The sequence below is a fragment of the Thiobacillus denitrificans genome, from assembly GCF_001530125.1.
GTDB classification, from domain to species: Bacteria; Pseudomonadota; Gammaproteobacteria; order Burkholderiales; family Thiobacillaceae; genus Thiobacillus; species Thiobacillus denitrificans_C.
The window spans coordinates 1-22287 of record NZ_LDUG01000011.1 but is presented as its reverse complement, the minus strand read 5'-3'; the positions used below and the strand labels follow the sequence as shown (position 1 = coordinate 22287).

The following is a 22287-nucleotide window of genomic DNA, read 5'->3' as shown; positions in this document are numbered from 1 at the left end:
TGATATGATTTCGCGTTCTTTTTGTCAAAGAAACCCCAGCCTTCTCAACGTCAGGCGAGTCCATGCTTAAGAAAATACTGGTCGCCAACCGAGGCGAGATCGCCGTCCGCATCGTTCGAGCCTGTGCCGAACTGGGCATCAAGTCGGTCGCCATCTACACCGACGCCGACCGCCACGCCCTCCACGTGAAGAAAGCCGACGAGGCCTACCACATCGGCAAGGACCCGATCCTCGGCTATCTGAACGCGCACACGCTGGTCAACCTGGCGGCCGCCTCAGGCTGCGATGCGCTGCATCCGGGCTATGGCTTCCTCTCCGAAAACCCCGATCTGGCGTCCATTTGCGCGCGCCGCGGCATCCGCTTCATCGGCCCCTCGCCCGAGGTGATCCGCCGCATGGGCGACAAGATCCAGGCGCGCAATGCGATGATCGCCGCCGGCATTCCGGTGATACCCGGCTCCGACCACAATCTGGAAAATGTCGAGGAAGCCCGTGTGCTGGCCGGCAAGTTCGGCTATCCAGTGATGCTCAAGGCGACCAACGGCGGCGGCGGGCGCGGCATCCGCCGCTGCGACAGCGAAGAAGATCTACTGAAAAACTACGACCGCGTGGTGTCGGAGGCCAGCAAGGCCTTCGGCAAGCCCGAGGTCTTCGTCGAAAAATGCGTGGTGCGCCCCAAGCACATCGAGGTGCAGGTCCTGGGCGACACCCAGGGCAACGTGATTCACCTGTTCGAACGCGACTGCTCGATCCAGCGGCGCAACCAGAAACTAATCGAGATCGCACCCTCGCCCCAACTCACCGAGGCGCAGCGGCAATACATCGGCAAGCTGGCGGTGCGTGCCGCCAAATCGGTGGGCTACGTCAATGCCGGCACGGTGGAGTTCCTGCTTGACCAGGACAACCAGTTCTATTTCATGGAAATGAACACCCGGCTGCAGGTCGAGCACCCGATCACCGAGACCATCACCGGCGTCGACATCGTGCAGGAGCAGATCCGCATTGCGTCCGGCCTGCCGCTGCAATACAAGCAGGACGAAATCAAGCATCGCGGCTATGCCATCGAATTCCGCATCAACGCCGAAGACCCGAAAAACGAGTTCCTGCCCAGTCTCGGACGCATCACCCGCTACTATTCGCCGGGCGGCCCCGGTGTGCGCGTCGACGCAGCGATTTACACCGACTATGTCATTCCGCCCTACTTCGATTCGATGTGTGCCAAGCTCACGGTGTGGAATCTGAACTGGGAAGCGACCATCGCACGCGGCCGCCGCGCGCTCGACGACATGCTGGTGTATGGCGTGAAGACGACGATTCCCTACTATCAGGAAATTCTCAAGAACCCCGAGTTCCGCAGCGGGCGCTTCAACACCAGCTTTGTCGACGAGCACCCGGAACTCACCCAGTACACTGAAAAGAAACCGCCGGAAGTGATCGCGGCCGCCATTGCGGCCGCCATTGCCGCGCACCAGGGATTGTAATCATGGCCAAAGTACACATCACCGACCTCGTCCTGCGCGACGGCCACCAGTCGCTCATCGCCACCCGCATGCAGACCGCCGACATGCTGCCGATCTGCAGCAAGCTCGATGCGGTCGGCTTCTGGTCGCTGGAAGCCTGGGGCGGCGCCACCTTCGACGCCTGCGTGCGCTTTTTGCGCGAAGACCCGTGGGAACGCCTGCGCAAGCTCAGAAAGGCACTGCCCAACACGCCCATCCAGATGCTGCTGCGCGGACAAAATCTGCTCGGTTATCGCAACTATTCCGATGATGTGGTGCGCGCGTTCGTGCAGAAATCCGCGGACAACGGCGTCGACGTGTTCCGCGTGTTCGACGCGATGAACGACCTGCGCAACCTGCGCGTGTCGATCGAGGCAGTGAAAGCCGCCGGCAAGCACGCCGAAGGCACGGTCAGCTACACCACCAGCCCGGTACACAACATCCCGCATTTCGTCGAACTTGCCAAAGGCCTGGCGGAAATGGGCTGCGACACCATCGCGATCAAGGACATGGCGGGTCTGCTCACGCCCTACACCGCGTTCGAACTGGTGCACGAGATTCGCGCGGCCACCGATCTGCCGATCCATACCCACAGCCATGCCACCTCCGGCCTGGCGCACATGACGCATCTGAAGGCGGTGGAAGCGGGTGCGACCATCATCGACACCTGCGTCGGCGCATTCGCCGAGGGGGCCAGCCACCCCACCACGCAGAGCATGGTCGCCGCACTCGCCGGCACCGAATACGACACCGGGCTGTCGCTGCCGCTGATCGAGGAAATTTCGGCCTACTTCAAGGAAGTACGCAAGAAATACTGGCAGTTCGAATCGGCCTTCGCCGGCACCGACACCCGCGTGCTGATCAATCAGGTGCCGGGCGGCATGATTTCCAACCTCGCCAACCAGCTGAAGGAGCAAGGCGCGCTCGACAGCATGGACGCCGTGCTCGAGGAAATCCCGCGGGTGCGCGAAGACCTCGGCTACCCGCCGCTGGTGACCCCTACCTCGCAGATCGTCGGCACCCAGGCGGCGCTAAACGTGCTCACCGGCGCGCGCTACAAGTCGGTCACCAACGAGGTGAAGCTCTACCTGCAGGGGCGCTACGGCCAGGCGCCGGGGCACATCAACGAGGAAGTGCGCAAGATTGCGATCGGCGATCTCGAGGTCACCACCTGTCGCCCGGCCGACCTGCTGGGCGACGAACTCGACAAGCTGCGCGGCGAGATCGAGGGCCTGGCCAAGTCCGACGAGGACGTGCTGACCTACGCCATGTTCCCCGAAATCGGCAAGACCTGGCTGCAGGAACGCGCAGCCGGCAGCCTCAAGCCCGAACAGCTGCTGCCGCCTGCGGCGGCGCAGCAGGACAACGGTCCGCGCTACGCCGCCGACGAATTCAAGATCACGCTGCACGGCGAGACCTACCACATCAAGCTGTCGGGCAGCGGCCGCAGCGATTCCACCCAGCGGCCCTATTTCGTGTCGGTCGACGGCGTCACGGAAGAAGTCCTGGTCGAATCGCTGAACGAGGTCGCCATCGAAACGGGCGGCGACAGCGCCCCACGCAAGGCCGCTGCGGCACCCACCGCGCCCGGCCAGAAGCCGCGCGCCAGCCATCCCGGCCACGTCACCGCCGCCATGCCCGGCACCGTCGTCGACGTGCTGGTGAGCATCGGCCAGACGGTCAAGGCCGGCGACGGTGTGCTGGTGATCGAGGCGATGAAAATGGAGAACGAAGTGCAGGCATCGATCGCCGGTGTCGTCATCAGCATCTTCGCCATGAAAGGCGACGCGGTGACGCCCGACATGGCGCTGGTCGAGATCCAGCCGGAGTGAATCTAAACCCCTCACCACAGAGGCACAGAGAAAGGCAAGGGATCAATGGCTTGTCGATCCGATGGTGATCACCCGGTAGATAAGGCACAGAAACCAATCGACTGCCTGTTTTTCCTCTGTGTTCTCTGTGCCTCTGTGGTGAAATCAAGGTATTCAGAATGAAACTTATCCTGGCTTCCACCTCGCGCTACCGGCGCGAGGTGCTGTCGCGCCTGCATATCCCCTTCGAGGTGCTGTCGCCCGACGTCGACGAAACCCCGCTGCCGGGCGAGACGCCTTCGGCCACCGCGTTGCGCCTGTCGGTGCTGAAGGCGCAGGCCGCCGCGGCGACCCATCCCGACGCGCTGATCATCGGCTCCGATCAGGTGCTGATGCTCGACAACGAGCAACTCGGCAAACCCGGCAATTTTGACAATGCCTTTGCGCAGCTGAAGAAAATGCAGGGCCGCGCCATGGTGTTCCACACCGCGCTGACGCTCTTGAACAGCCGCAGCGGCCACACGCAGACGCGCGACGTGCCGACGGTGGTGCACATCCGTCCGCTCACCGATGCACAGATCGCCGCCTACCTCGAAAAGGAAACGCCCTACGACTGCGCCGGCTCGGCCAAGAGCGAGTCGCTCGGCATCGCCCTGATGGAACGCATGGACAGCCCCGACCCCACCGCGCTGATCGGCCTGCCGCTGATGGCGCTGACCGAGATGCTCATGAACGAAGGCATCGACGTGCTGACATGGCACGCGGTGTAATTTAACGTGGCCACCCTCTACCTAATCCCGGTTCCGTTGGGGCCGGTCAGCCCCGAAGCCTGCCTGCCGCCCGACACCCTCGCGGTCGCACACCGGCTCGAATACTTCGTCGTCGAACGCGCCAAGACCGCACGCGCGCACCTGAAAGCGATGGGCCATCCGCAACCGATCCAGACACTGCAGATCGAGGAACTCAACGAACACACCCCGGCCCCTGCCATCCCGGCGCTGCTGGCGCCGCTCAAGGCCGGGCACGACGTCGGCCTGCTGTCCGAAGCCGGCTGCCCCGCCGTGGCCGACCCCGGCGCGGCGCTGGTGATGGCCGCGCATCGCGAAAATATTTCAGTGGTCCCGCTGATCGGCCCGTCGTCGATTCTGCTGGCGCTGATGGCCTCGGGCCTGGGCGGCCAGCGCTTCGCCTTCCACGGCTATCTTCCGGCGAAGGAACCCGAACGCAGCCAGGCCATCCGCGATCTGGAAAAAACCGCGCGCCGCGACCGCGCCACCCAACTCTTCATCGAAACCCCCTACCGCAGCGCAGCCCTGCTGGACGCACTGGCCACCACGCTGTCGCCCGACACCTTCATCAGCGTCGGCGCCGACCTCAGCCTGCCGAACCAATTGATCCAGACCCGCCGCGCAAAAAAATGGCGCGGGCAGAGCGAAGCGGTCAAGGACCGGCTGGTGGTGTTCGGGGTCGGAATCTAAGCGTCCGCAATCAGCGGTCGCCGAACTGCGGTCACTGATTACGCCGGGGCGCGCTCTCGCGGGGCACGGAATCGGCGGAGACGTCCAGGATCCGCACCTTGACGCTTTTCCCCTTCAGCTTGCCCGCAGCCAGCCTGCGCTGAACTTCGTGCGCGATACCCCGCTCGACCGCGACATAGGTGGTGGATTCGGTGACGGTGATCTTGCCCACCTGCGCGCTGGTGAAACCCGCCTCACCGGTGAGCGCGCCCAGCACGTCGCCGGGACGGATCTTCTCCTTGCGGCCGCCAAGAATTTGCAAGGTCGCCATCGGCGGCAGCAGCGGTTCGTCGCTGGTGGCTTGCAGCTCGGCGAGGGGATGCCATTCAGGCTCCGCGCCGAGTTCCTTGACGATATTGGCGACGCGCCGCATCTGGCTGGGGCTGGCCAGACTCAGCGCCCAGCCGTCCTGGTCGGCGCGCCCGGTGCGGCCGATGCGGTGGATGTAGACCTCGGGGTCGGGCGTGACATCGACGTTGATCACCGCTTCGAGCTGGGCGATGTCGAGGCCGCGCGCGGCCACGTCGGTCGCCACCAGCACCGAACAACTGCGGTTGGCGAACTGGATCAGCACCTGGTCGCGCTCGCGCTGCTCCAGTTCGCCGTGCAAAGCCAGCGCGTGGAAGCCCTGGTCGCGCAAGACCTGCAGCAGGTCGCGGCATTGCTGGCGGGTGTTGCAGAAGGCCAGCGTGCTGACCGGACGATAGTGCTTGAGCAGCAGCGTCACCGCCTGCAGGCGTTCGTCGTGGCTCACTTCATAGAAGCGCTGGCGGATCTTGTCGTTCTCGTGCTGTTCCAGCAGTTTCACCTCGTGCGGCTGCCGCATGAAGCGCCGGCTCAGTTCCGCGATGCCCTCGGGATAAGTAGCGGAAAACAGCAGGGTCTGGCGCTTGCCGGGGCACTGCCTGGCGATGGCGGCGATGTCGTCGTAGAACCCCATGTCCAGCATGCGGTCGGCTTCGTCGAGCACCAGCGTATTGAGCGCTTCCAGGTTGAGGCTGCCGCGCTGCAGGTGATCCAGGATGCGGCCCGGCGTGCCGACGACGATGTGTGCGCCATGCTCCAGGCTGGCCATTTGCGGACGCAGGGTGGAGCCGCCGACCAGGGCAAGAATCTTGATGTTGTCCTCGCTGCGCGCGAGCCGGCGGATCTCCTGCGTCACCTGGTCGGCCAGCTCGCGCGTCGGGCACAGCACCAGCGCCTGCACGGCGAAGCGACGCGGGTTCAGCCTCGCCAGCAGGGCGAGGGCAAATGCCGCCGTCTTGCCGCTGCCGGTCTTGGCCTGCGCAATCAGATCGTGGCCTGCCAGCGCAATCGGCAGGCTGGCCGCCTGGATCGGCGTCATGTGGAGGTAACCGAGCTGCCGCAGATTGGCCAGCACGGTGGGCGCCAGCGGCAGTTGGTCGAAGGGCGCGCCGGCCGTTGGGGTGTCGGCGGGCGGCGCGCCAGATGGGGTATTCGGGTGATCGGTCATGCCGGATTATACGGGACGCACCGGGCTGGCTGAAGAGGCGACCTACCCCAATACTGTTCGTTTAAGCAAAATTCCGTTCGTCCTGAGCCTGTCGAAGGGCTCTTGGTGAGTAGCTGGTGGTTCGACAAGCTCACCACGAAGGTTAACCGAACAGCATTGCGACCTACCCCGCTTCCAGCATCCGCAACTGCCGCGCCTCGTCTTCGGCGCGGGCATCGTCTATTTCCCTGATGACACCCTCCAAGTCCACCGGCTTCGTGCTGTGCGCAAAATGGCCGGTCAGCGGCACCTCCGGATGCAACGCGCCGTGTTCGTATAACGCCCAGATTTCCTTGCCGTACTCGGTCTTCAGCAGTTCCGGCGCAAAGCGCCCGAAATAGCCGGTCAGATTGCCGACATCGCGTTCCAGCATATCGGGAGCGTGATTGTTGCCGGCGGCATCCACCGCCTGCGGCAGGTCGATAATCACCGGTCCCTCGCTGCCGAGCAGGATGTTGTATTCCGACAAATCGCCGTGGATGACCCCGGCGCACAGCATCAGCACGACTTGCCTGAGCAGCGTCTGAAAATGCAGCCGCGCCTGCTCCGGCGTGAAATCCACGTCATTCAGACGCGGCGCGGCGTTGCCGTCCTCGCCGGTCACCAATTCCATCAACAACACGCCGGAATGAAAGTTGTAAGGTGTCGGCACGCGCACGCCGGCGGCGGCGAGGCGATACAGGGCGTCGACTTCGGCGTTCTGCCAGGCTTCTTCCTGGGCTTCCCGCCCATAGCGTGTGCCTTTTGCCATGGCGCGCGCCTGGCGGCTGTTCTTCACCTTGCGGTTTTCCGTGTAATCGACGCTCTGGCGGAAGCTGCGCTTGTTGGCTTCCTTGTAGACCTTGGCGCAACGCACCTCGTCGCCGCAGCGGACGACGAAGACCATCGCCTCCTTGCCGCTCATAAGCTGACGAGTCACGTCATCGATCAGGCCGTCTTCAAGCAGCGGTTCAAGTCTCTTCGGGGTTTTCATGGGTGTCTTTTACTTGGGATGCATTCTGTTTATGGGCAGCTCCGGCGCGCGCCAAGTTGGACAATGTTGAAACCACCGCGTTCGGCGCCGGAATCCAAGGGCTTAGAACTGCAACCAGTCGAGCCGCAGGGTCAGCTTCTCGCCGGATTCGGTTTCAGCAAGCAGCCACTCCGCGCCGTCACGGGTGTATACGTCCAGCGGCATTAAGCGCTGACGCCCAGCCCGATCGCCTGTCGTCAGGTTCACGTCCAGCCATTGCCGCTTGAGTGCGGCGAATTCCAGGCGTTCGTGATCCGAACAGGCGATCGAGCGGTAATCGCTCACCGCAAGGTCGCCCCTGCCTGTTCGAACGGCGTCCACGCCTTCGCCATCGACGTGCCCAGACGACTGGCAAGGCGCTCGGCCAGACCGGGGCGCTGGGTATAGTCGACGATATCCTTGGCCTTGATGACGTCGCGCGCGACCGATTCGACACTGCCGTATGCGTCGGCGAGACCAAGCTGGATGCTCTTTTCGCCGCTCCAGACCAGGCCGCTGAAGGTCTCCGGCGTTTCCTTCAGGCGTTTGCCGCGGCCTTCGCGCACCACGGCGATGAACTGGCCGTGGATTTCTTCGAGCATCTGCCTGGCGAAGGCCTGCTGCTCGGGATCGACCGGCGAGAACGGATCGAGAAAGCCCTTGTTTTCGCCGGCGGTGAGCAGGCGGCGTTCGACACCCAGCTTCTGCATGGTTTCGGTGAAGCCGAAGCCATCCATCAGCACGCCGATCGAACCGACGATGCTGGCCTTGTCGACGAAAATCTTGTCGGCGCCGACGGCGACGTAATAGCCGCCGGAGGCGCAGATATCGTCGACCACCGCGTAGAGGGGGGTCTTCGGATGCAGCGCCCGCAGGCGCTTGATCTCGTCGTAGATCTGCCCGGCCTGCACCGGGCTGCCGCCGGGGCTGTTGATGCGCAGGATCACGCCACGAGTTTGCTTGTCCTCAAACGCGCCCTGCAGGCTGCCGATCACCGAATCGGAGCTGGTCTGGTCGGCGGAGATGACGCCGCGAATGTCGATCAGCGCCGTATGCGCCTTGGGCAGGGAGACCCCATCCGAGCGGAACCAGCCGGCCACCATAAACAGCACGATAAAGAGATACAAAAAGCCCAGCGTCTTGAACAGGATGCTCCAGTGACGGCTGCGGCGCTGTTCCTGGACCGCCGACAGCGCCAGCTTTTCCAGGACGTCACGTTCCCAGTTTGCCGGGGCAGATTTTTCTGGTTCACTCATTGTTGTTCTTCCATCAGGCTGTTTCTAATAGGTACACATGGCCGTCGCGCTCGACGACCGGGACAGGGATCAGGCCGCGCCCGGCGCAACGTCCGCCAACACATTGCCCGCTTGCGGGATGGTAGAGCGCGCCATGGGTGGAGCAGACCAAGTATAGCCGCGAGTCGTCGAAGAACTCGCCTGCCTGCCAGTCGAGTTCAACCGGCACATGGCCGCACTGGTTGAGGAAAGCATGCGGCTGGCCGTCGAAGCGCACCACGAACGCCGGTTGCGGCTTGCCGCCACGGCTCAGTTCAAAACGCACGCCACGGCCCTGCTCGGCAAGGTCGGCTGCGGCGCAGATCAGGCGTTCGCGTTCAGCCATGCGTGCACCTCGGCAAAACTGTTCATCAGGGCCAGCGGCGCATGCGGATGCAGGTCACCCGCCTCGTGCGCGCCATAGGTCACGCCCAGACTGGCGACGCCGGCATTCGACGCCATCAGGAGATCGTGGCTGGTGTCGCCGATCACCAGGGTGCGGGCCGGGTCGGCATCGAGTTCGTCGATCAGCTCCAGCACCATTGCCGGATGCGGCTTGGAATGCGTCTGGTCGGCGCAGCGGGTGGCGGCAAACCAGGCACCCAGACCGCTGGTTTCAAGCGCGCGGGACAGGCCGGCGCGGCTTTTGCCGGTGGCCACGGCAAGCTGAAAGCCGCTGGCGTGCAACTGGCCGATCCCGCTGGCCACGCCGTCGAACAGCGGAATCTGCGCGTCACGACCAAAGTAATGGTGGCGGTAACGCTCGACCAGCCGCGGATAGTCGTCGGCCGGCAAATCCGGCAACAGGGCTTGCAGCGCCTGGATCAGCCCCAGACCGATGATCTGGCGCGATGCGCGCTCGCCCGGTGCCGGCAGGCCGATGTCCTCGCAGGCACGCTGGATCGAGTCGACGATCACCCCGGCGGAATCTATCAGGGTGCCGTCCCAGTCGAAAATCAGCAGGTCAAATTGGCGGGGGGTTCTAATCATGACGCATGAAGGGTTTCCAGAAATTTAGCCAGGGCATCAGGCAGCGGCGCCTCGATCTGCAGGCGCTCGCCGCTGATGGGATGATCGAACACAAGCTTGGCGGCGTGCAGGAACATGCGCTTCAGCCCCTGTTTGGCCAGCCGTTTATTCAGTTCGAAATCCCCGTATTTGTCGTCTCCGGCAATCGGAAACCCCAGATGCGAGGTGTGCACGCGGATCTGATGGGTGCGCCCGGTCTTCAGTTCCGCTTCCAGCAGGGTGAAATCGGCATAGCTTTGCAGGCGGCGGAAGATGGTGTGCGCGGTCTGCCCCTCGTCGCGCACCGTGACGCGCTTTTCACCGTCGTCGGTGACTCTTTTATGTAAAGTCAGCTTCACGTGCTGGACCGGGTTCGGCCAGCGCCCAGCCACCAGCGTCAGGTAGCGTTTTTCGATCCTGCCCTCGCGCATTGCGGCGTGCAGCCCGACCAGCGCGCGCCGCTTCAGCGCAATCAGCAGCACGCCCGAGGTTTCGCGGTCGAGTCGGTGCACCAGTTCCATGTAGCGGCATTCCGGCAGTTCCAGCCGCATCTGCTCGATCACCCCGCGCGAGATGCCGCTGCCGCCATGCACCGCCATGCCGGACGGCTTGTTCAGCGCAATCAGGGCGTCGTCGCGATACAGAATGTGCGGCAGCAGCCGGATTCCGCCTTGCGGCAGATGGGTGGCGGGCGTGATGACCGGAACGGCCACGCGCACGGGCGGAATGCGCACCTCGTCGCCCAGCTGCAGCCGATAGCTGACTTCGACGCGGCCGCCATTGATGCGCACCTCGCCGCCGCGCACCAGCTTGTAGATGCGGCTTTTCGGCACACCCTTGAGCCGCGCCATCAAAAAGTTGTCCAGACGCTGGCCATCCGCGCTGTCGTCGATCTTCAACCGTCGGACCGAATCTTTCTCTAAGTCATTCTTTTTCATATACACTATCTTCGGTTCAGGGCGAGTTTTGCCTGACCAATTGCCCGGCAAGATTGCCGGACAAATTTAAAGAACACGCCGGTTACAACGCTCACCGGCTGCCGCCTGCGCGGCCCGTCTGGATTCCTGCCGCCCAGCTAACATTTAGGTTGACGCGGATAGTCGAAACCACTCGCCCCGCGCTAGTCGGCAAAGCAGCGATGTTATCAATGACGCGACCACAAGCATACGAAATCAGTATTCACGCCCGGATTTATCCCGGCGGGAATCGGAAAGACCGCACTGGCTTTGCCGGCGACACTCTCCAGGAACAGGACACCTTTTACTCCATGCCATTTCACCTAATCCACCACGTGATCGCATGAGCCGCCCGCTCTAGGCGGCAGTCTGGCCTGTCCCGTATGCACGCGCGCGGGAGTAAACAATGAAGCGCATGCTTTTCAACGCAACCCAGGCGGAAGAACTCCGGGTTGCCATCGTCGACGGACAGAAGCTCGTTGACCTTGACATCGAGTCCGCCAGCAAGGAACAACGCAAGGGCAACATCTACAAGGGTGTCATCACCCGCGTCGAGCCCAGCCTGGAAGCCGCATTCGTCGATTACGGCTGCGAGCGCCACGGCTTTCTGCCGTTCAAGGAAATTTCCCGTGCCTGCCTGCCCGGTGGCGGACGCGTCCCCGAAAACCTGAAAGAAGGCCAGGAACTGCTGGTCCAGGTGGAAAAGGACGAACGCGGCAACAAGGGCGCCGCCCTCACCACCTACGTCTCGCTGGCCGGCCGCTACGTCGTGCTGATGCCGACCAACCCGCGCGGTGGCGGCGTCTCGCGCCGCATCGAGGGCGAGGAGCGCAACGAACTGCGCGACACCCTGGCGCAACTCGACATCCCCGAAGGCATGAGCCTGATTGCCCGCACCGCCGGCATCGGCCGCACCGCCGAGGAATTCCAGTGGGACCTGAACTACCTCTTGAGCCTATGGAAAGCCATCGACGGCGCCTCCGGCACGCAAAAAGGCGCCTTCCTGATCTACCAGGAAGGCAGCCTGGTGATCCGCGCCATCCGCGACTACTTCTCGGCTGACATCGGCGAGATCCTGATCGATACCGAAGACATCTACGAGCAGGCGCAGCAATTCATGGCGCACGTGATGCCGGACAACGTCGACAAGGTCAAGCTCTACCACGACGACGTGCCGCTGTTCTCGCGCTTCCAGATCGAACACCAGATCGAATCGGCGTATTCGCGCCAGGTCAACCTGCCTGCCGGCGGCGCGATCGTGATCGACCACACCGAAGCGCTGGTGTCGGTCGACGTCAACTCGGCGCGCGCCACCAAGGGCAGCGACGTCGAGCAGACCGCCTACAACACCAACCTCGAAGCGGCCGACGAAATCGCCCGCCAGATGCGCCTCAGGGACCTCGGCGGCCTGATCGTGATCGATTTCATCGACATGGAAGAAGCCAAGCATCAGCGCGAAGTCGAAAACCGCCTGCGCGATGCCCTGCATCACGACCGCGCCCGCGTGCAGACCGGCAAGATCTCGCGCTTCGGCCTGCTGGAAATGTCGCGTCAGCGGCTGCAGCCCTCGCTCGGCGAGACCAGCTACACCCCCTGCCCGCGCTGCCACGGCACCGGCCACATCCGCGGCGCCGAGTCGTCCGCGCTGCACATCCTGCGCATCCTGCAGGAAGAGGCGATGAAGGAAAACACCGGCGCGTTGCACGTGCAATTGCCGGTCGACGTCGCCACTTTCTTGCTCAACGAGAAACGCGTCGATATTCACACCATCGAATCGCGCCTCAAGGTGAATGTGGTGTTGATTCCAAACATCCATCTGGAAACCCCGCACTACACCATTACCCGCCTGCGCCACGACGAGCTCAACCTGCGCGATGCGGCCGAACCAAGCTACAAGCTGGTGGCCCTGCCGGAACCCGAGTCCATCTATCAGACCGCGCAAGAAGCCGCCCCGGCCCGCCAGGTCGCCGCGGTCAAATCGATTGCGCCACCGCCGCAACCGGCACCCGCCGCGCGGCCGGCCGTTGCGGCCGCACCCCAGCCGCAGTCCGGCCTGTTCGGGCGCATTTTCGGCTGGTTCAAAAAGCAGGGCGAAGAAGCGCCCGCAGCCAAAGCCGCACCCGCAACCGAACCGGTTCCCGCCCTCACCCGCGGCGAACGGCCAAGCGAGCGTCGTGACCGCAAGCCCGGTCAGCGTCGCGGACGTGGCGAAGGACGTAGCGAAGGCCAGAGCCGTGGTGAAGGGCGCGAAGCACGCCCGAATGAGCCGCGTCAGGCTGCACCGCGCCCGAGCGAAGGTCGCGCCGAAGCCCGTGGCGGCGAATCAGCCAAGCCTGCGCGCCCGCCGCGTCAGCCCAAACCGCGTCCCGAAGCCGAAATCGCACCGCAGGTCGCGGAGCCGGTCGAAGCGCTGCGTGAACCCATCGGCGAGGAAAAACGCGAACCGCGCAGCCGCCGTGGACGCGGCAATCGCCGTCCGCGCGAAGCCCGTCCGGAAACCGAAGCCGGCGCGGCCGAAGGCACGACGCAGGCCGGGATCGACCTCACCTCGGCACCTGCCCGCTTCCACGCAGTCATCGAAATTGCGGGCGCGCCGAAGGCGACCCGCGCGCCGGCTGCGCCCAAGCAGCAGGCCTTTGAACTGGAAACGACGGCTGCGGTCACCACCTCGCCCGCCGTCATCCTGGCCGATCTGGCGACCTCCACGGCCAGCCTGCAGCAAGTGGAAACTGCGGCCGCCGCGGCGGCCGCGGCTGAAACCCACGAAGCCGGGCGCCCGCGGCGCCGCCGGCGCCCCGTGGTCAAAGCCGAGGCCGAGCCGGTCAGCCTGATGCAGGTGGAGACAACCAGCGCGCCTGTTGCAAGTGCTGGCGAGCCGGCAGCGCCGGCCGCCCCCCACCCCAGCCGCCGGCGGGCACGCCCGCAAGTGAGCGAGGTGCAGGAACCGCTGGTTCAGGTGGAAACCCAGGCGGCGAAGTAAAACCTGCGCTGCAAAAAAACAAGGGCCGCTAAAAGCGGCCCTTGTTTTTGCTGCGAACAGCAGCGCGGTCAGCGGCCTGAACGCATTTTCACCTGGTTGTCGCCGCTGATGTCCCGGATCAGGCCCTGCACCGCATCCTCGATCATGTCGAGGTTTTCCTCGAATCCCCGGGCGCCGCCGTAATACGGGTCGACCACGTCAAGATTGGGATACTTGCGGCTGAACGACAGCAGCCGCCGGATCTTGCCGTGATGGTGTGCCGGCGCGCGCTGGATCAGCTTGCTGTAATTGTCGCCATCCATCGCCAGGATGTAATCGAAATGCTCGAAATCCTCGTCCGCCACCTTGCGCCCTCGCAACTGGCTGATATCCGCCCCGCGCCGGGAAATCGCCTGCTGCGCGCGAGGATCGGGCGGCGAGCCGACGTGGTAGGCATGGGTACCGGCGGAATCCGCCTCCACATGCCGGTCCAGCCCGGCGTCACGAATGGCCTTGCGGAACATGCCTTCCGCCATCGGCGAACGACAAATATTTCCCATGCAGACAAAAAGTACTTTCGTCATGAATCGTGTTCTTCCACTCCAAATAACACCCGTTTGAGGTCCTTCAAATGGTCGCGAAGTTCCGCGGCCTTTTCGAATTCCAGGTTCCTCGCCGCATCCAGCATGTCTTTTTCCAGTTTCTTGATCTTTTTGGTCAGCGATTTCTCATCGAGTAACTTGTATTCGGCCACCGTCTGCGCGGCCTTGAGCTCCTGGCGCGTAGCGTCGGCATCGTAGACACCGTCGATGATGTCCTTGATCCGCTTGACCACGCCGCGTGGGGTGATGCCGTGCTCGGTATTGAAGGCGATCTGCTTGTTGCGGCGGCGCTCGGTCTCGTCCATCGCGCGGCGCATCGAGTCGGTGATGCGGTCGGCATACAAAATCGCGGTGCCGTGCAGATGGCGCGCGGCGCGGCCGATGGTCTGGATCAGCGCGCGCTCGGAGCGCAGGAAGCCTTCCTTGTCGGCGTCGAGAATCGCCACCAGCGACACTTCGGGAATGTCGAGGCCTTCGCGCAGCAGGTTGATGCCGACCAGTACGTCGAATTCGCCCAGGCGCAAGTCACGGATGATCTCGACGCGCTCGACGGTGTCGATGTCGGAGTGCAGATAACGCACCTTGATGCCATGCTCGGCCAGGTAATCGGTCAGGTCTTCGGACATGCGCTTGGTCAGCGTCGTCACCAGCACACGCTCGCCGACGGCGATGCGCTTTCTCGCTTCGGACATCAAGTCATCGACCTGAGCCAACGCCGGGCGCACCTCGATCAGCGGGTCGACCAGACCGGTCGGGCGCACCAGCTGCTCGACCACCTGGCCCGCGTGCTCGGCCTCGTACTTGGCCGGGGTGGCGGAGACGAACACGGTCTGCGGCATCAGCGCCTCGAATTCCTCGAATTTGAGCGGACGGTTATCGAGCGCCGACAGCAGGCGGAAGCCGTAATCGACCAGGTTTTCCTTGCGCGAGCGGTCGCCCTTGTACATCCCGCCGACCTGGGTCACGGTGACGTGCGACTCGTCGATGAACATCAGCGCATCCTTCGCCAGATAGTCGATCAGCGTCGGCGGCGGCTCGCCGGGCTGGCGCCCCGACAGATGCCGCGAGTAGTTCTCGATGCCCTTACAGAACCCCAGCTCAACCATCATTTCGAGGTCGAAGCGGGTGCGCTGCTCCAGCCGCTGCGCCTCGACCAGCTTGCCGTTGGCGTAATACCACTCGAGCCGCTCGCGCAGCTCGACCTTGATCTGCTCGATAGCCCTTAAAATCGTCTCGCGCGGCGTGACGTAATGGCTGGACGGGAACACGGTGAAGCGCGCCACCTTCGACAATATCTGCCCGGTGAGCGGGTCGAACAGGTGCAGGGCTTCCACCACGTCGTCGAACAGCTCGACGCGGATCGCGGTTTCGGCGTGTTCCGCCGGGAAGATGTCGATGACGTCGCCGCGCACGCGGAACACGCCGCGCTTGAATTCGATGTCGTTGCGGTCGTACTGCATCTGCGTCAGCCGCGTGATGACCTCGCGCTGGCTCATCTTCTCGTTCTCGCGCAGCAGCAGGATCATGCTGTGGTAGTCGGACGGGTCGCCAATGCCGTAAATCGCCGACACGGTGCAGACGATCACGGTGTCGCGCCGCTCCAGCAGCGACTTGGTCGCCGAGAGCCGCATCTGCTCGATGTGCTCGTTGATGCTGGAGTCTTTCTCGATGAACATGTCGCGCGACGGCACATAGGCCTCGGGCTGGTAGTAGTCGTAGTAGGAAACGAAATATTCGACCGCGTTTTCCGGGAAGAACTCGCGCATTTCGGAATACAGCTGCGCTGCCAGGGTCTTGTTCGGCGCCATGATCAGCGCCGGCCGCCCCAGCCGGGCGATCACATTGGCCATGGTGTACGTCTTGCCCGAGCCGGTCACCCCCAGCAGGGTCTGGTACGCCAGCCCATCTTCGATACCCTCGGTCAGTTTTTCGATGGCCTGCGGCTGGTCGCCAGCGGGCTCAAACGGTTTGAAGAGACGGAACGGGCTATTGGGGAAGGTGACGAACATAGTTAACCCGAATGTTTCATAAATACGCAGGCCCTCGCTGGTCAGCGGAGTCGTTGCGCTTTAGGGAAGCGCTGATTTATTCCGTCATCGCGAGGCCCGCAGGGCCGTGGCGATCCAGAGTTCGTTGATTCCGCTGACTTTCTGGATTGCTTCGCTGCGCTCGCAATGACAAAAAATGAATTGTTCAGCGTCCCCTTAGCGTTTACGAATCCGGCGTACCCCTTGCGGGTGCTTTTGTTTCGTATGGAAATTTTGTTCCACCCGCAGGGGGTAGGCCGTGGTTGTAAAGCCGATAAATCGGCAACAACCACGCACAGTCGGGCGTATGAATCACTACGCCGCCCCTTCACAAAAGCCCCCTACAAAATAGCGGAGCCGTTAGCGCTTTAGCGCTTACAGATGCGGCATCCCCCCTTGAGGGGACAAAATCCTGCGCGATCATCACGCGAATTCATGAAACATTCGGGTTAAAATCGCGCGGCCAAAAACTCGTTGATAGTAGCACTCCGCCACCGCGGGTGCATGAAGGAACCACTGTGGAACTCTCCCGCCGCGTACAGGCCATCAAGCCCTCCCCCACTCTGGCCGTCACCGCCCGTGCCGCCACGCTCAAGGCGAGCGGCCGCGACATCATCGGCCTCGGCGCCGGCGAACCCGATTTCGACACGCCGCAGCATATCAAGGACGCGGCGATCGCGGCGATCAACGCGGGTTTCACCAAATACACAGCGGTCGACGGCACCCCCAGCCTGAAGGCGGCGGTCATTGCCAAGTTCAAGCGCGACAACGGGCTCGACTACTCGCCCAAGCAGATCCTGGTGTCGTGCGGCGGCAAGCAGAGCTTCTTCAACCTGGCGCAGGCGGTGATCAACGCCGGCGACGAGGTCATCATCCCGGCGCCCTACTGGGTGTCGTATCCCGACATCGTCATCCTCGCCGACGGCAAGCCGGTGATCGTCGAGGCGGGCATCGAGCAGGGCTTCAAGATCACCCCGGTGCAGCTGGAGGCGGCGATCACGCCGAAGACTCGCCTGTTCGTCATCAACAGCCCGTCCAACCCCACCGGCGCGATCTACACCGGCGCCGAGCTGGCGGCACTCGGCGAAGTGCTGCGCCGCCACCCGCGCGTGCTGATCGCATCCGACGACATGTACGAGCACATCCGGCTGAACGATGTGCCCTTCGTCAACATCCTCAACGTCTGCCCCGACCTGTACGACCGCACCCTGGTGCTGAACGGCGTGTCGAAAGCCTATTCGATGACCGGCTGGCGCATCGGCTACGCGGCCGGCCCCGAAGCCATCCTGCGCGCGATGACCAACGTGCAGTCGCAGTCCACTTCCAACGCTGCCTCGATCTCGCAGATGGCCGCCGAAGCCGCGTTGAACGGCGACCAGGGCTGCATCACCCCCATGCTCGACGCCTTCAAGACGCGCCACCGCTATGTCGTCGACGCGCTGAATGCCATCCCCGGCTTTCACTGCGTCGACAGCGGCGGCGCCTTTTACGCCTTCCCCGACGTGCGCCCCGCCATCATGACCCTGCTGGCGCGCGACATCATCGAGGAACCGACCGACATCGCGTTTTCCGAATACCTGCTTGAATCCGCCGACGTCGCCGTCGTTCCCGGCTCAGCCTTCGGCGCCGAAGGCCACATCCGCCTGTCGTTCGCCACCTCGCAGGCCAATCTGGAAAAAGCCATCGCCCGCATCACCGCCGCGCTGGCCTGAGGCGGATCTCACCGCCCGGGCGCAGGTAGGGTAGGCTAGCGCCATGTTTCGAAATCTCGCCCTGCCCCCCACGCGCGGCACGCTCGGCTGGCTGCTTCAGCTTGCCTACACCACCCTGCGTCTGTTCGGCCAGAACGGCCTGCAAAACCATGCCGCCGCGACGGCGTTTTATTTCCTGCTATCGGCCACCCCGCTGCTGCTGCTGCTGAGCTACGCCCTGCAGCTGCTGGGCAGCATCGCCGCAGACTCGGTGCCCGCCACCATCCTGATGGCCGCGCTCTACGACCAGATGCAGCTGGAAAACCTCGCCGCGCTGGGCTTCATCGCGCGCCAGACCCAGCTGGCCGCAAGCGGCGTCGGCCTGCTTACCCTGGTGCTGTCGTCGCGCTGGCTGGTCAACGCGGTACAGGGTGCGTTCGGCATCATCTTTCCCAGCCCGAGCAAACGCAATCTGGTGGTGTCGTGGGTATTGCCGCTGATCATCCTGCCAGTGCTGTTTCTGTTGATGGGGATAGCCGCACTGGCGCAGGTGACGCTGAGCTTTCTGGCGCAGAACAACTTCATCGGCACCGGCAATGCCCAGGTGTTGCAGGCGCTCAACTCGCTGTTCGCCTTTGCCATGGTGTGGACGCTGCTGTTCGCCGCCTACTGGCGGCTGCCACGGCGACGTGCGAGCGCACGCGTCGCCGCGGCGTTTGCACTCGGCGCCAGCATGAGTCTGGGATTGCTGCTCATGCTCTTCAGCACATTTTTCAAGCTGGAGAATTACAACAGCCTGTACGGCGCGCTTGGCGGCGTGGTCTTCGTGCTGATCGGCGCCTATTTTTCCTTTCTTCTGCTGTATCTGTGGGCCCAGGCCTTGTATTCCTACGGCAAGGCCGACATCACCGCGCTGGAAAAGCTGTTTCTCGCCGGCAGCGGCAAAGGCACCGGCAAAGTCGAGGCCTATATCTTCGGCGACATCCAGCGCCTGCTGGAAATATACGGCCAGGTCCTCCCCGCCGGCCATACGCTGATCGAGGAAGGCGACGACTCGCGAACCGCTTATTTCCTCCACGCCGGCCGCGCCAGGGTCTACAAGAACACCCCCGACGGCCCGCGTCACCTGGGCGAACTCAACGAAGGCCAGCTGTTCGGCGAAATGGCCTATCTGCTGAACGAGAAACGCACCGCCACGGTGGTGGCCGAGACCGAAATCACCGTGCTGGCGCTGCCGCCGCAGATCATGGAAGAGCTAATGCGCCATTCCGCCCCGCTGTCGCGCCGCATCATCGACACCCTGTGCCAGCGGCTGGAACGGATGAATCTGGCGAACCCGGGCTGAATCTCACAGTCTGAGCAGTATCCGGGGAACGCCATGTCATTGCATTCACTTTACGTCGATCTCAATTCCTACTTCGCGTCGGTCGAGCAGCAGCTGCGCCCCGAACTGCGCGGCAAGCCGGTCGGCGTGTTGCCGGTGATGGCCGACACCACCTGCTGCATCGCCGCCAGCATCGACGCCAAGCGCTTCGGTGTCCGTACCGGCACCCCAGTGTGGCAAGCCCGCAAACTGTGCAAGGACATCGTCTTCGTCCAGGCGCGCCCTGCCGCCTACGTGGAAATCCACCATCGCATCGTCGCCGCGGTCGAATCGTGCACCCCCGTCGGCGCCGTGCTGTCGATCGACGAAATGGCCTGCGAGTTGATGGGAAGCGACCGCGGTGAAACCAACGCCATCGCCCTGGGGCAACAGATCAAGCGGGCGATCTACGACCAGGTGGGCGAGGTGCTGCACAGCTCGGTCGGCATTGCGCCCAACCGCTTCCTCGCCAAAACCGCGTCGAACATGCAGAAGCCGGACGGGCTGGTCGTGATCCGCCAGAACGAGTTGCCGCAGCGCCTGTACGGCCTCAAGCTCGGCGCCCTCACCGGCATCGGCCGCGCCATGGAACCGCGCCTCAACCGGCTTGGCATTCACAGCGTCGAACAACTCTGCGCCGCCAGCAAAAACACCCTGCGCCAGGCCTGGGGCGGCATCGAAGGCGAGCGCTTCTACGCCAAGCTGCGCGGCGAAGGGGTGGAATCCGCTCCCACCCAGCGTGCCAGCGTCGGCCATTCGCACGTGCTCGCGCCCGACCTGCGCGACCCCGGATCTGCCCTGGCGGTGCTTTACCGCCTGCTCCACAAGGCCGCGATGCGGCTGCGCCATTACGGCTACTGCGCCGGCGGACTGAGCCTGCACCTCACCTATCTGCAACGCGGCAACGGACCCGCCCACTGGTCCGACCAGGCCCGCTTCTCGCCACACGCCGACACCTTCAAGTTCAACCCGGTGCTGGCCCAACTGTGGCAGCGCCGCCCACCCGACCCCGCCCCCATCCTCAAGGTCGGCGTCACCCTGCTCCACCTCGCCGAGCACAGCCAGATCACGCGCGACCTGTTCGACCCCGACGACCAGCACGAAGGTCTCAACAGCGTGCTTGACCAGATCAACCAGCGCTACGGCCCCAATTCCCTGTACTTCGGCGGCGCCCACAGCGGCCGCGGTTCGGCGCCGATGCGCATCGCCTTCAGCCACGTCCCCGAATTGCAGGTAGAAAGCGACGGTTAACCGCTATAAGGCTTGACCGAAAAGGCCGCCGACTCTAGAATGCGCGCTCTCCTATTCCCCGATAGCTCAGTTGGTAGAGCGACGGACTGTTAATCCGCAGGTCCCTGGTTCGAGCCCAGGTCGGGGAGCCACAAATTCAAGGAGTTAGCCCAGGCTGGCTCCGTTTCACCCTCGCCTTTGGCCAATTCCTGGCCAACTCGCTCCAGAGATGCTGGCCAACCCGGCCGGATCCCTGCGTGGATAACAGATAAATTCACTGCCTACACCCTGACTCCAACCACTAGGAGTCACCATGGCTATTACTACCCCAAAAAATCGCAGCGTCGATAACGTCCGCAAACACGGCACAGGCTGGCAGGCGCGTACCTGCGTCGACGGCGTCAAGCTGTCGAAAACCTTTCCGACCAAAACAGAAGCCAAAATTTGGCTCACCCTCAAGCGCGGCGAGTTGATCGCCGACAGCGTCGGCGGCTACGAAAAGGCCCGGCGCATGAGCGTGGCCGACCTTTTCCGCGAGTACGCGGAAAACGGCATGTCAGAGATGCTCGGCGTGCGCCAGGAAAGCTCCCGTCAGCTGCGGCTGGCGGGACTGCCCTGGTCGCAAAAACCCCTGCTCGAAGTGCTTCCCGACGACGTCGATCAACTGATGACGGCGTTCAAGGTCGCCGGCCCTACCGGCAAGCCGTTGACGGACGACACGCGCCGGTTGTACTTCGCCTCGATCGCCGGCGCATTCAACTACGCCATCCGCAAGCTGCGGTGGCACTTCCTGGCCAACCCGACCGTCGCCGCGGCAAAGCCCCAGCCCGGCCCGCACCGTAAACGCGTTCCCACCCCTGAGGAAGAGGCGAAGCTGGTCGCGGGCCTGCGCGCCGCGCCTTCGCCGCATTACCTCAACGCGTTTCTGCTTTTGATCGCGACCACCATGCGCATGGGCGAGTTGTTCCGGGTGTGCTGGTCCGATGTCGACCTCGATGCCCGGGTCATCTATCTCGACCGCGACAAGGCCGGCGGCGGGCGCGAGGTGCCGCTGTCGCTCGACACGCTGGTCCTCCTCGAACAATGCCCGCGCGAAGGCGAAATGCTGATACCGGTCAAGCGGGCGGCGTATGAATCTTTCTGGAAAGGTTTGGTCGAGCGTCTCGGCATCAAGAATCTGCGTCTGCACGACCTCCGGCGCCACGGGGCGACGCGCTGGGCGAAGCTGCTGGCCAACCCGCACCTCCTGCAAAAAGTGACCGGTCACCGCACTCTCGTGATGGTCAGCCGCTACATCAGCACGACGACCGGGGACGCGCTGTCAGCGATGGACGACGCAACATCGGGCGACCCGTTGTTTGACAGGTTGAAGCGCAGCGCGCGCAAGCCCGTCCGCCCCCTGTCACGTTATCTGCTGTCCGACGACCCCGAGGCAGCCACGCCGGCCTGCGATGCCAGCGCGCAGGGCCAGCAGCCTGCTGCGAGGAGTGCGCCATGAGCCAGCACAGCGCTGCGTCCGCCATGGAACTCGACGTCGGCACCACAGTCGATCCCTGGTACCTGGTCGAACTCGCCGAGCCCAGGGAGGGAGGCCGCTGGCGTGCCGATGCATCGATCCGGGCCATCGTCCTCGATGCTGCAGCCGGCAAGCTCGGCCCCCACCTCTACATCACGGCAGTACTCGCGGCGGAATGCGAGCCCCAGAGCAGAAGCGAATTCCTGCGCGTGAAAAGTATCTACAGGCTCGCGGACACGCTTTACCTGGCACGAACCGTGGAGCAGTCATTGCTGCTGGACGACGGCCAGACGGTGCAGCTCATACACCCCTGGGGCAGCAGCTAAAGCC

General features: G+C 63.8%; 19 protein-coding genes and 1 tRNA gene. 11 read left to right on the top strand and 9 right to left on the bottom strand.

Translation table 11 applies throughout. From position 1 onward, the window contains the following. Window positions 1-62: 62 nt before the first annotated feature. The 4 genes from ABW22_RS03070 (at window position 63) to ABW22_RS03055 (ending at window position 4788) form a co-directional block, all read left to right on the top strand. The gene (locus ABW22_RS03070; RefSeq protein WP_059751861.1) at window positions 63-1481 is read left to right on the top strand and encodes an acetyl-CoA carboxylase biotin carboxylase subunit; all 1419 of its coding nucleotides are present in this window, start codon (window positions 63-65) and stop codon (window positions 1479-1481) included. A gap of 2 nt (window positions 1482-1483) precedes the next feature. Further along, complete coding sequence (oadA, locus tag ABW22_RS03065) at window positions 1484-3331, top strand: sodium-extruding oxaloacetate decarboxylase subunit alpha (protein WP_059751860.1); 1848 nt, start codon at window positions 1484-1486, stop codon at window positions 3329-3331. 158 nt (window positions 3332-3489) lie between these two features. After that, the gene (locus ABW22_RS03060; RefSeq protein ID WP_059751859.1) at window positions 3490-4080 is read left to right on the top strand and encodes a Maf family nucleotide pyrophosphatase; all 591 of its coding nucleotides are present in this window, start codon (window positions 3490-3492) and stop codon (window positions 4078-4080) included. Window positions 4081-4086: 6 nt separating this feature from the next. Then, window positions 4087-4788 carry an SAM-dependent methyltransferase gene (locus ABW22_RS03055; RefSeq protein WP_059751857.1) on the top strand — a complete coding sequence of 234 codons (702 nt, stop codon included), beginning with the start codon at window positions 4087-4089 and terminating at the stop codon, window positions 4786-4788. 31 nt (window positions 4789-4819) lie between these two features. On the opposite strand, the gene dbpA is transcribed toward ABW22_RS03055, so the two are convergent. From dbpA to ABW22_RS03020, 7 genes are all read right to left on the bottom strand, one after another. Beyond that, window positions 4820-6301 (bottom strand): ATP-dependent RNA helicase DbpA, encoded by a 1482-nt coding sequence (gene dbpA, locus ABW22_RS03050; protein WP_059751855.1) that lies wholly within the window; start codon window positions 6299-6301, stop codon window positions 4820-4822. A 163-nt stretch (window positions 6302-6464) separates the two neighbouring features. Further along, complete coding sequence (locus tag ABW22_RS03045; protein WP_059751854.1) at window positions 6465-7313, bottom strand: PA4780 family RIO1-like protein kinase; 849 nt, start codon at window positions 7311-7313, stop codon at window positions 6465-6467. A gap of 102 nt (window positions 7314-7415) precedes the next feature. Continuing rightward, the gene (locus tag ABW22_RS03040) at window positions 7416-7637 is read right to left on the bottom strand and encodes a transcriptional antiterminator, Rof (protein WP_059751852.1); all 222 of its coding nucleotides are present in this window, start codon (window positions 7635-7637) and stop codon (window positions 7416-7418) included. After that, window positions 7634-8587 (bottom strand): S49 family peptidase, encoded by a 954-nt coding sequence (locus ABW22_RS03035; protein ID WP_059751851.1) that lies wholly within the window; start codon window positions 8585-8587, stop codon window positions 7634-7636. The genes ABW22_RS03040 and ABW22_RS03035 overlap by 4 nt, the downstream gene beginning before the upstream one ends. A 13-nt stretch (window positions 8588-8600) precedes the next feature. Beyond that, the gene (locus tag ABW22_RS03030; protein WP_059751849.1) at window positions 8601-8951 is read right to left on the bottom strand and encodes a Rieske (2Fe-2S) protein; all 351 of its coding nucleotides are present in this window, start codon (window positions 8949-8951) and stop codon (window positions 8601-8603) included. Beyond that, entirely contained in the window at window positions 8930-9595 is a 666-nt protein-coding gene (locus ABW22_RS03025; RefSeq protein ID WP_059751847.1) for an HAD-IA family hydrolase, read from the bottom strand. Before ABW22_RS03025 ends, ABW22_RS03030 begins: the two co-directional genes overlap by 22 nt. Then, window positions 9592-10551, bottom strand: coding sequence for an RluA family pseudouridine synthase (locus tag ABW22_RS03020; RefSeq protein WP_059751845.1), 960 nt, complete (start codon window positions 10549-10551; stop codon window positions 9592-9594). The genes ABW22_RS03025 and ABW22_RS03020 overlap by 4 nt, the downstream gene beginning before the upstream one ends. Before the next feature lie 424 nt (window positions 10552-10975). Here ABW22_RS03020 and ABW22_RS03015 point away from each other — a divergent pair, with 424 nt between their 5' ends. Beyond that, window positions 10976-13549, top strand: coding sequence for an Rne/Rng family ribonuclease (locus ABW22_RS03015; RefSeq protein WP_059751843.1), 2574 nt, complete (start codon window positions 10976-10978; stop codon window positions 13547-13549). 68 nt (window positions 13550-13617) lie between these two features. Here ABW22_RS03015 and ABW22_RS03010 read toward each other — a convergent pair whose 3' ends face one another. Both ABW22_RS03010 and uvrB read right to left on the bottom strand, forming a co-directional pair. After that, on the bottom strand, window positions 13618-14112 hold the full coding sequence (locus ABW22_RS03010) for a low molecular weight protein-tyrosine-phosphatase (RefSeq protein WP_059751842.1): 495 nt from the start codon (window positions 14110-14112) through the stop codon (window positions 13618-13620). Then, on the bottom strand, window positions 14109-16139 hold the full coding sequence (gene uvrB / locus ABW22_RS03005; protein WP_059751840.1) for an excinuclease ABC subunit UvrB: 2031 nt from the start codon (window positions 16137-16139) through the stop codon (window positions 14109-14111). Before uvrB ends, ABW22_RS03010 begins: the two co-directional genes overlap by 4 nt. A 536-nt stretch (window positions 16140-16675) precedes the next feature. On the opposite strand from uvrB, the gene ABW22_RS03000 reads away from it, so the two are divergent. The 6 genes from ABW22_RS03000 (at window position 16676) to ABW22_RS02975 (ending at window position 22283) form a co-directional block, all read left to right on the top strand. Further along, window positions 16676-17869, top strand: coding sequence for a pyridoxal phosphate-dependent aminotransferase (locus tag ABW22_RS03000; RefSeq protein ID WP_059751839.1), 1194 nt, complete (start codon window positions 16676-16678; stop codon window positions 17867-17869). A 43-nt stretch (window positions 17870-17912) separates the two neighbouring features. After that, window positions 17913-19193: a YhjD/YihY/BrkB family envelope integrity protein gene (locus ABW22_RS02995; RefSeq protein WP_059751837.1), complete on the top strand. Its 1281-nt coding sequence runs from the start codon at window positions 17913-17915 to the stop codon at window positions 19191-19193. A gap of 33 nt (window positions 19194-19226) precedes the next feature. Next, window positions 19227-20462 (top strand): DNA polymerase thumb domain-containing protein, encoded by a 1236-nt coding sequence (locus tag ABW22_RS02990; RefSeq protein WP_059751834.1) that lies wholly within the window; start codon window positions 19227-19229, stop codon window positions 20460-20462. A 55-nt stretch (window positions 20463-20517) separates the two neighbouring features. Next, a tRNA-Asn gene (locus ABW22_RS02985) sits at window positions 20518-20593 on the top strand. A gap of 161 nt (window positions 20594-20754) precedes the next feature. Next, window positions 20755-21939, top strand: coding sequence for a site-specific integrase (locus ABW22_RS02980; protein WP_059751833.1), 1185 nt, complete (start codon window positions 20755-20757; stop codon window positions 21937-21939). Then, window positions 21936-22283, top strand: a complete 348-nt coding sequence (locus tag ABW22_RS02975; RefSeq protein WP_059751831.1) for a hypothetical protein — start codon at window positions 21936-21938, stop codon at window positions 22281-22283. Before ABW22_RS02980 ends, ABW22_RS02975 begins: the two co-directional genes overlap by 4 nt. Window positions 22284-22287 lie beyond the last annotated feature (4 nt).